The 6,270-nt window shown below is 73.5% G+C and carries 8 protein-coding genes; 2 read left to right on the top strand and 6 right to left on the bottom strand.

Features of this window, described 5'->3' with window-relative positions:
• Positions 1-317: 317 nt before the first annotated feature.
• From ACH5AO_RS05685 to ACH5AO_RS05675, 3 genes are read right to left on the bottom strand one after another with little or no spacing between them, the layout of a single operon-like run.
• Positions 318-1,586 carry a streptophobe family protein gene (locus tag ACH5AO_RS05685; protein ID WP_398922126.1) on the bottom strand — a complete coding sequence of 423 codons (1,269 nt, stop codon included), beginning with the start codon at positions 1,584-1,586 and terminating at the stop codon, positions 318-320.
• Between the two features lie 9 nt (positions 1,587-1,595).
• Entirely contained in the window at positions 1,596-2,081 is a 486-nt protein-coding gene (locus tag ACH5AO_RS05680; protein WP_398922124.1) for a PRC-barrel domain containing protein, read from the bottom strand.
• Positions 2,078-2,662, bottom strand: a complete 585-nt coding sequence (locus ACH5AO_RS05675; protein ID WP_398922122.1) for a PRC-barrel domain-containing protein — start codon at positions 2,660-2,662, stop codon at positions 2,078-2,080. The genes ACH5AO_RS05680 and ACH5AO_RS05675 overlap by 4 nt, the downstream gene beginning before the upstream one ends.
• A 148-nt stretch (positions 2,663-2,810) precedes the next feature.
• Here ACH5AO_RS05675 and ACH5AO_RS05670 point away from each other — a divergent pair, with 148 nt between their 5' ends.
• Complete coding sequence (locus tag ACH5AO_RS05670; protein WP_398922118.1) at positions 2,811-3,266, top strand: ATP-binding protein; 456 nt, start codon at positions 2,811-2,813, stop codon at positions 3,264-3,266.
• Positions 3,267-3,290: 24 nt separating this feature from the next.
• Here ACH5AO_RS05670 and ACH5AO_RS05665 read toward each other — a convergent pair whose 3' ends face one another.
• Positions 3,291-4,178, bottom strand: a complete 888-nt coding sequence (locus ACH5AO_RS05665; protein WP_398922116.1) for an RNA polymerase sigma factor SigF — start codon at positions 4,176-4,178, stop codon at positions 3,291-3,293.
• A 259-nt stretch (positions 4,179-4,437) separates the two neighbouring features.
• On the opposite strand from ACH5AO_RS05665, the gene ACH5AO_RS05660 reads away from it, so the two are divergent.
• Positions 4,438-4,830, top strand: a complete 393-nt coding sequence (locus ACH5AO_RS05660; RefSeq protein ID WP_398922847.1) for a helix-turn-helix domain-containing protein — start codon at positions 4,438-4,440, stop codon at positions 4,828-4,830.
• A gap of 15 nt (positions 4,831-4,845) precedes the next feature.
• On the opposite strand, the gene ACH5AO_RS05655 is transcribed toward ACH5AO_RS05660, so the two are convergent.
• Entirely contained in the window at positions 4,846-5,448 is a 603-nt protein-coding gene (locus tag ACH5AO_RS05655) for a ClpP family protease (protein ID WP_398922114.1), read from the bottom strand.
• The gene (locus ACH5AO_RS05650) at positions 5,448-6,104 is read right to left on the bottom strand and encodes an ATP-dependent Clp protease proteolytic subunit (RefSeq protein ID WP_398922113.1); all 657 of its coding nucleotides are present in this window, start codon (positions 6,102-6,104) and stop codon (positions 5,448-5,450) included. Before ACH5AO_RS05650 ends, ACH5AO_RS05655 begins: the two co-directional genes overlap by 1 nt.
• Positions 6,105-6,270 lie beyond the last annotated feature (166 nt).

The following is a 6,270-nucleotide window of genomic DNA, read 5'->3' as shown; positions in this document are numbered from 1 at the left end:
GTCTTCGTACCCTGGGGCCCTGCCGGCGCTCCCACAGCCCGCGGCCGCCGTCGGCGTGGGCCGGGGAAGCTTCGGCCCGCCACCAGGCCGCCGTGAGACGACCGGCCCGGCCGGTGACGGCCGCGGCGGAGAGGCCCTCCGGGTGCACCCGCGGCCCGCGCGCCGGGATCCCCGTCGGCGGGGAGGCTGTACGGCTCCGTGAACCCGACCCCGATCACGGGCGACGGGCGTGCACCGACGGCACCCGGCCGCACACCCACACGGCCGACGGGACGTCCCGCGTCGTCCCGGAGTCCGGCCCGCGCGGGCGACCCCGGTCAGCGGCCGGCCCCGCCCCTCCGGCGTATCCCTCGCGCCGGCAGTGTCCCCGCGAACCCCGTGACCAGGCCCCACAGCAGGGCCAGGCCCAGGGCGCTCCACACCCGTGGCCTCAGCAGCACCTGGCCGGAGAAGCCCTCGGCGAGGTCACCGATGCCGAGCACGGACAGGCCGAACCGTGCGGAGATCCGGGCCATGAGGCAGATCGCCAGCACGGTCGACGCCAGCGCCACCGCCATGCGCACGGCGTGCTGCCAGGCGGGGACCCGGGCCGGGGACCGGGCCGCCGCCGAGGACGCGGCGGCCAGCAGCAGCACCACGTCCACCACCAGCAGCCACCACCACTTCCCGCCGTCGTGCTCGGTGAGCGTGCGCAGGTTCAGGGCGGAGACGTCCGGGGTGCGCAGCACCTCGTCGAGCACCTGGGGCATGGGCAGTCCGAAGGGCCCCTCCACCCTGCCGTCCCAGGTGGCACCGAGCCCGATCGTCAGCGCCGGCCAGGCCACGTTGGGCAGTCCCAGCAGGATCACGGCGAACGTCTCGGCCGGGTGCCCCCGGGTGGCGGCGACGACCAGCGCGATGACGAGGCAGATGACGACGGCGGCCAGCGACAGCAGCACCATCGCGTGCGCCACCGGACGCGCCGCCGTCAGGAAGCGCAGCGGCCCCGCCGGCAGCGGGGCACCACGGGACACCAGCAGTGACACCACCAGCACCCCCGCCAGCCAGAGCAGGCCGATGAGGACGGTCGGCGGCACGTCGGTGGAGAACCCCACCACCGGTCTGATCCCGAACAGGTCACCCAGGTCACCGAGCGGGCCGTCCCCGAGGGAGACCTCGAACGTGTGCCGCGCGGCGAGCGCGAGGCCGAGGAGCGCGAACAGCCACAGGACGGCGATCCTCGCGGCCCACCCGGCCAGCTCGGGCGCTCCGGCGACCGCGTGGTGCCGCAGCGGACGCAGGAAGACCCAGCCGATGACCAGCGCCCCGACGAGGGTGACGGACAACGGGACGACCGTCAGACCGCCCTCCGCGCCGGCCAGGTCGCCGGCGTCCCCGGAGAGCTCCACCGACCCGCCGACGGCCGCGACCACCGTCGCCGCGACCACCGGAGGGAAGGAACCGCCCGGAAGGCCCCTGGCACCCGCCGCCCACAGCCCGAGCGCGGCCACCGCGCCCATGGCGATCAGCGCGCCGAGCACCGCGGCGAGGGCCTGCGCCCAGCCGTGACGGGCGGCCGGACGGCCGGAGAAGGTGCGTGAGCTCACGTCTGCACGCTAAGCAGCCCCGCCCGCCCCCGCCCGCCGGGAGGTCCGTCCGCGCGGCATGTCCTCCCCGTGGTGCCCGTCGCCCGTCCGGACCACCAGGGCGTGGTCCCCGAGACCCAGCAGGCGCTCGGCGGGCAGCTCGCCGAGGGTCGTCAGGACCGCCTCGATGCGGGCGGTGGCCGGATCGAACGCCGCGTCGAGCACGGTGCCGCGCTCCTCGCCGCACTCGGTGAGCACCCTGCTCCCCACCAGGTCACGGTGGGGCGGGACCTCGTCCGGCCGGCCGGACGGGCGTGCGATCAGCATGTCGGGCCCGGCCGCGCCCAGGTCGGCCCACGCCACCACGGCCTCCCTGCGCAGCCGCCCGCGCCGTATCCGGACGTGCGTGACCTCCCCGGACGCCGCGTCGATCGTCAGCGCGCGCACCGCACCGACCCGGTCCGCGTCACCCGGGGTGAGGACGGGCAGCCCACGTACCCGTGAGAACAGCATCATCGGACCGCGCCCCTCCCGAGGCCGTGACGGGAACCGGCCCGGGCGACGAAGGACGGCAGGTCACCGGTGACGTACGAGGTCGCGTGCGCCGGGATCACCAGCGTCCGGCCGGAGACGCTCAGGACCTCGCCCCGCGGTACGTACACCTGGTGCCGGCGGTGCCGGGAGCCGTGCACCAGCTCCCGGTGCGCGGCGAGCCGGAACGCGACGAGCCGGCCGCTGGTGCCGCCCTCGACCAGCACGTCGAGCACCGTGCCCACCAGGTCGCCCTCGTCCGTCAGCACATGCGCCCCGAGCAGCCGCCCGTGCAGGGCGTCACGGCGCGCCACCGACAGCGGCAGGTCGCACAGCGCCCCCTCGTCGCGGACCATCACCGCGTGAGGGCCCAGGCAGTGCACCGCCGGCCAGGGCAGATCCCGCGGCAGCGGGCCCGACATCAGGGTCCGGCCGGTGAGCGTGAAGCTCGCGATCCGCCCGGCCGCCGGATCGAAGACCGTGTCCTTGACGTGCGCCACGGCGTCACCGCCCAGCGTCACCACGGGCAGCGTCGTCAGGCTGCGCACCGCCGTCAGTCCGTTCATGGCGCCCCTTCCGCCGAACCTCGGCGGAACCCGGGTTCCCCGCCCCGCGGAGCCGAACACCGATCAGGGGGACTGTGCGGCGAGAGCCGGGGTACCAGGACTGGTGCAGAATCGTCCGGCCCACCCGGCTTCGCGGAAAGAAACGAGTATGACCTACCACCTGGACGGGGCAGTGATACCGATCGGCTTCGACGTGCCCGTGGAACCGCTGCGGCGGGCGGCACACTTCACCGGCGAGCCGGGATGCATCGCCGAGGCGCGTACGTTCGCCACGCACTTCCTCCAGCAGCTCAGGACCGAGTGGTGCGCCACGATCGACGAACGGGCCGACGGCGCGGTGCTGCTGGTGGTGAGCGAACTGGTCACCAACGCGGACCGGCACAGCGAAGGCCCGTACATCCTGGAGCTGGAGGGCACGGACACCTCGCTCACGGTGGCGGTCTACGACAGCAGCGCCAGCCTGCCCCGGGTCTTCCCCCGCAACCCCGAGCGCGTCGGCCGGCACGGTCTGGAGATCGTCCGCGCGCTGACGCGGGACCTCCGGGTGGAACGCGTGCCGGTCGGCAAGCGTGTGCGCGCCGTGCTGGATTTCGGCCGCGCCTGACCGGCCGCGTCGTCGCCCGCCCGGTCAGGCGCAGCCGAGCTCGCCCAGCATGCCCTCGCGCAGCCGGGTGATGATCCGCTTGATCAGGCGGGACACGTGCATCTGCGAGCAGCCGAGGCGCTCACCGATCTCCGCCTGGGTGGCCTCCTCCACGAACCGCATGTGGATGATCTCCCGGTCGCGTTCGCTGAGTTCGGCCATGAGCGGGGCGAGCGAGTGGAAGTCCTCGACGAGGCGCAGTCCCTCCTCCTCGACCCCGATGAAGTCGGCCAGGACGGCCTCGCCGTTCTCCGGGCCGTCACCGGTGAGGGCGGCGTCCAGCGACGACGAGTTGTATCCGTTCGCGGCGATCTGCCCCTCGACGACCTGCTGCTCGGTGATGTTCATCAGCGTGGCGAGCTCACCGACGGTGGGTTCCCGATCCAGCCGGCTGGCCAGCTCCTCGCGGGCCTTCGCCAGCTCGACCCGCAGCTCCTGGAGCCGGCGCGGCACGTGCACGGCCCACGTGGTGTCCCGGAAGAAACGCTTGATCTCACCGACGATGTACGGCAGCGCGAAGGACGTGAACTCGACCTCGCGGGACAGCTCGAACCGGTCGATGGCCTTGATCAGGCCGATCATGCCGGTCTGCACGATGTCGTCCATGTCGTCGCCGCGGCCGCGGAACCGCCCGGCCGCGAACCGCACGAGGGACATGTTCATCTCGATGAGGGTGTTGCGCGCGTACTGGTACTCGTGCGTGCCCTCCTCCAGCTCCGCCAGGCGACGGAAGAACTGGCGGGACAGCTCCCTGGCGTCGCGCGGGGCGACGGCGCGCGGATCCACCACGTCCCGCGGACTTCCGTCACCCGTCCCGGCCTCGGTGTGCTGCTCCGCTACCTGTGCCTGCGACCGGATCACGGCGGTCCTCATTACCTCTCCCCACGGACGTCACGGCTGACATGTGCCTGGGTCCTGCGGGTACCCAGGTCGCACGGACCCATGCGTGCCGTGTTCCGAGAGGCTCGGAACCGCGCCGCGCACCGGTCGTCACTCGTACGTCCGATGGTACGGGGGCGCGGCCCGCACGGCAGCCCGGACCGCGCCCGGGAGCGCCTTCACTCAGGGCGGAATTCCGTTCCCTTCCCCTCGGAGCCGGAATTCCTAGGCTGAGGAGGTGACGAATCGAGAGGTGACCGGCCCAGCGCCGGACCGTGCCCGTGTCATCCCCCTGTGCCCCGGACCGCCGCCGGACCCGGCGGCCCCCACGCCCAGGGAGCCGCTGCTGCGCGACCTCGTCGGTGACGTGCTGCGCAGCGAGCGGCTCGCCCAGGAACGGACGCTGAAGGACGTCGCCGACGCGGCCCGGATCTCCATGCCCTACCTCTCGGAGGTGGAGCGGGGCCGCAAGGAGGCCTCCTCGGAGGTCCTCGCGGCCGCCGCCCGGGCGCTCGGCCTCGGCCTCGGCGACCTGCTGACCCGGGCCCACGGAGAGCTGGTCCGCGTCACCGGCCGGCGGACCGTCACCACGACGACGCGGGCGACGTCCGGCTCCGCGCACAACGGACTCTGCCTGGCCGCCTGACCCGCGCCCGGTGCCTCACACCCTCACGAGGCGCCGGGCCAGCACCTCGTCGGCCAGGCCGTACGCCACGGCCTCCTCGGCGGTGAACACCTTGTCGCGGTCCATGTCGGCCCGCAGGGCCGCCACGTCGTGGTGCGTGTGCCGGGACAGCACCTCCTCCACCTGGGAGCGGATCCGCACCATCTCCTTGGCCCGCAGCGACAGGTCGGACGCCGTGCCGTGCGTGCCACCGGTGGCCGGCTGCCCGAGCAGCACCCGCGCGTGCTCCAGCACGAACCGCCGCCCCGGGTCCCCGCCCGCCAGCAGCACGGCCGCCGTGGACGCCGCCTGCCCGACGCAGAACGTCGAGATCGGAGCCTGGACGAACGTCATCGTGTCGTAGATCGCCATCAGCGAGGTGAACGAGCCGCCGGGGGAGTTGATGTAGATCGCGATCTCGTTCTCGGGTGCCGCCGACTCCAGATGGAGGAGCTGCGCGATGACCACGTTGGCGACCCCGTCGTCGATCTCCGTGCCCAGGAAGATGATCCGTTCGGCCAGCAGCCTGCTGAACACGTCGTAGGACCGCTCGCCCTGCGGGGTGCGCTCGACGACGTTCGGAATCGTGTAGGTCCCCATCACCGCAGCCCCATCCTGGGCCGGGCGGCCGCCGGGCGGACGTCGGCGAGCGACTCCACCACCCGGTCGACCATCCCGTACTCCCTGGCCTGCTCGGCGGTGAACCAGCGGTCCCGGTCGCCGTCCCGGGAGATGGTCTCCGGGGTCTGGCCGGTGTGCTCGGCGGTGATCCGCTCGATGGTCCGCTTGGTGAACTCCAGGTTCTCCGCCTGGATCTCGATGTCGGCGGTGGTGCCCCCGATGCCCCCCGACGGCTGGTGCATCATGACGCGGGCGTTCGGCAGGGCGTAGCGCTTGCCGGGCGTGCCGACGCAGAGCAGGAACTGGCCCATGCTGGCCGCGAAGCCCATCGCCAGGGTCGAGACGTCGTTGGGGATCAGCCGCATCGTGTCGTAGATGGCCAGGCCCGCGTGGACCGAGCCGCCGGGGCTGTTGATGTACAGGCTGATGTCGGTGCGCGGGTCCTCGGCGGACAGGACCAGCAACTGCGCGCACACGCGGTTGGCCGACACCTCGTCGACCTGCGTGCCGAGCAGCACGATGCGCTGCGCGAGCAGCTGGGCGGCGAGGTGGTCGTCGAACCGGGTCGGCGGGGTGTCGCCCTCCTCGGCCCGGGGCAGCGGGGCCGGCCGCGGGCCGGCGGTGAACGGAGACATCGGCGCTCCTGGTGGTCGCTCGTCGGAACGCGGCCCGGACGACCGCGTGCCACCCACTGTCGACGCGGCGGGCCGGCCGGCGGGGAGATGTCTGCCCGCGGCAGATTCGCCACGGGCAGAGCGCCCGTTCCGCTCCCGGTCCGCCGCGCACCGATGAGTTCCGAGG

This window comes from Streptomyces sp. NPDC018964 (assembly GCF_044390325.1).
Classification (GTDB): Bacteria; Actinomycetota; Actinomycetes; order Streptomycetales; family Streptomycetaceae; genus Streptomyces.
This window is presented reverse-complemented; position numbering and strand designations above follow the sequence as displayed.